General features: G+C 44.1%; 2 protein-coding genes and 2 pseudogenes. 3 read left to right on the top strand and 1 reads right to left on the bottom strand.

Going from position 1 to position 2442, the window contains the following annotated elements:
- Positions 1-596 (bottom strand): annotated as a pseudogene (locus NSMM_RS14705) (IS1595 family transposase); the annotation flags it as partial.
- A 224-nt stretch (positions 597-820) separates the two neighbouring features.
- On the opposite strand from NSMM_RS14705, the pseudogene NSMM_RS14700 reads away from it, so the two are divergent.
- The 3 genes and pseudogenes from NSMM_RS14700 to NSMM_RS14690 all read left to right on the top strand — a co-directional run.
- Positions 821-1048 (top strand): annotated as a pseudogene (locus NSMM_RS14700) (transposase); the annotation flags it as partial.
- Between the two features lie 245 nt (positions 1049-1293).
- Positions 1294-1635: a bacteriohemerythrin gene (locus tag NSMM_RS14695; RefSeq protein ID WP_090288652.1), complete on the top strand. Its 342-nt coding sequence runs from the start codon at positions 1294-1296 to the stop codon at positions 1633-1635.
- 41 nt (positions 1636-1676) lie between these two features.
- Entirely contained in the window at positions 1677-2390 is a 714-nt protein-coding gene (locus tag NSMM_RS14690; RefSeq protein ID WP_090288019.1) for an IS6 family transposase, read from the top strand.
- Positions 2391-2442: the final 52 nt, after the last annotated feature.

Below are 2442 nucleotides of genomic sequence, written 5' to 3'. Positions count from 1 at the left end.
CCAATGATTGGCGAGTTGTGCCCACCCCAACGTTCCAGCCATCTACGCCAGCCCAGGTAATTTTCCAGGTATTTGGTTGCGACCCCATGAAATCTTTTCATCCACTGTTTAAGTCTGCTGTCGTAGGCATTAACATTCTGGATATGGTAAACACCAGCAATGACTCGAATTCCAGCAGAGAGATTGACGGGGCGATGGGTAATTCCGAGGCTATGAGCCACAGACCGGTAGACGGCAGCGCCATCACTACAGAAAATGGCATCTTTTGCCAGGATAGCCCGCAAAGGAGGCTCAATTGTCTTTTTATCAAGCGCATTCAACATGAAATCTGCTGTTGCACCAGAGCGGTCGCGTACTACCAGCACCGGCACCTGATCTTTGCCTGTTCCACGTGCATGGATTTGCTTGCCGCGTTTACGCGGTGGACGATTCAGGTGACGTTGACCTTTGCAGGAAGAGGGAAAAAAGGTCTCATCCGCCTCAATGATTCCTTGCAAGTGGTTGGCTTTAGTAGCCGCCGGCAAAGTCAGGAACCGATGGCGCCAGCGAAAACTGGTGTTTTTGTCTATTCCGCATTGCCTTGCCTGTTTTTTGACCACGGCCAAGTTACGATATTTTTCAACCACTCGCGAAAATCAGAGACTTTCATGACTAAGAACCTGTTCAAAGTCTCCGAGTTATGAGAAGCTTGGGAGACGAGAAGAGGTTATCCAAGTGATATCAATTCGGAGCAATTCGAGGTTATCAGGTCTTTGCTGGAGAGCGCCCGCAAAAAGGACAGCGCCACATCGCGGTAGTTGTAACCACAGGCCGAGGTGACTTTGCACAAGGTGTGCGCGAAATCCTGGACGCGCATGTGCAAGTACAGATTACCAAACGCAATAAACTACACACCTTTAAAGTCATGCCCAAGCGATGGATCGTCGAGCGTAGTTTCGCATGGCTGGAAAAGAATAGAAAACTGTAGAAGAACTGCGAGCGAATGATCAACACTAGCTTGCAGCTCATTCACTTAGCATTTCCAGTAGTCCTGCTAAAAAGACTCTGAACAGGTTCTAAGACTTCCAGTCTTAATATTCCAGTTTCCACTCCATTGGACAAAAATGCATTTTCAACGTTTAATGCAGACATAGCCTAAAATATGCAACGCTAGTCATGAAAATAGAGCTCAATTCGTGTCTTGTTCTTAACGAGAAAATACAGGCATAACCTTATAATTAAAAAATTGGTTTTAATAAATATTAAATCTGGAATTATGCCGACAACCCAAAATTTAATAGAGAAGTTAGAGTAATGTATATCCAGTGGAAAAAGTCATATGAAACAGGTCACCCTCTGATTGATGCAGAACATCGCCTACTAGTCATGCTTTTTCGCAAGCTCGACGTGGCTATCAAGACTCGCGAGTCTGAGACAACGATTTCACGCATCGTTCAGGAAGTTAAACAGTATGTTAAATTCCATTTTACCAGTGAAGAAAACCTTATGCATGAGACAAACTACTCTGGAATAGAAGAGCATATAGCACTCCATGCCCAGTTATTAATGGAATTAAACAACATGATGGGTAAACTTACTCTGCACAAAGAGTTTCCTGAAGACATACTCTATTTTCGGCTCTGTTGCAAAAAATAAGAAAATTGGTGCATTATTGAATTTTTTCAGGGTATTTCTCAATGTCGGATTTCAAATGGCGACATTACCAGGGCGGTGTAATCCTGGGTTGTGTTAGATGGTACTGCAAGTACGGAATTAGCTATCGTGAATTGGAAGAAATGATGTTGGAGCGTGGATTTGAAGTCGATCACACAACGCTTTATCGTTGGGTTCAACATTATGCACCCGAAATGGAAAAACGCATGCGGTGGTACTACAAGCCGACGATGGGCTACAGCTGGCGGGTAGATGAAACCTATGTGAAGGTTAAAGGGAAATGGACATATTTGTACCGAGCTATTGATAAGCACGGTGACACGATTGATTTCTATCTTTCACCTACCCGTAATAAGAAAGCCGCCAAACGGTTTCTAGGCAAAGCGCTCAAATCCATAAAACCATGGGCACATCCGCAGACAATTAATACAGATAAAGCGCCGACTTTCGGTCCTGCCATTGATGAGTTGAAGGAAGAAGGGAAATGCCCTGAGGATACGGTACACCGGCAGGTAAAGTACTTGAACAATATTGTCGAGGCTGATCATGGAAAACTCAAACAGCTGATAAATCCCGTACGCGGGTTCAAATCCATGAAGACCGCCTATGCAACGATCAAGGGGTTTGAACTCATGCACATGTTCAAGAAAGGACAGATGGATGCATGGAAATATGGGCAAGGTCTCATAGGAGAAATCCGTCTTATTGAAAGACAATTCGATATTTACACCGCATAATCAAAAATATCAGAGATTTACTCTAGCCAACGCTATTTTTTGCAACAGAGCC

Origin of the sequence: Nitrosomonas mobilis (genome assembly GCF_900103035.1) — a bacterium.
Lineage (GTDB): Bacteria > Pseudomonadota > Gammaproteobacteria > Burkholderiales > Nitrosomonadaceae > Nitrosomonas > Nitrosomonas mobilis.
This window is presented reverse-complemented; position numbering and strand designations above follow the sequence as displayed.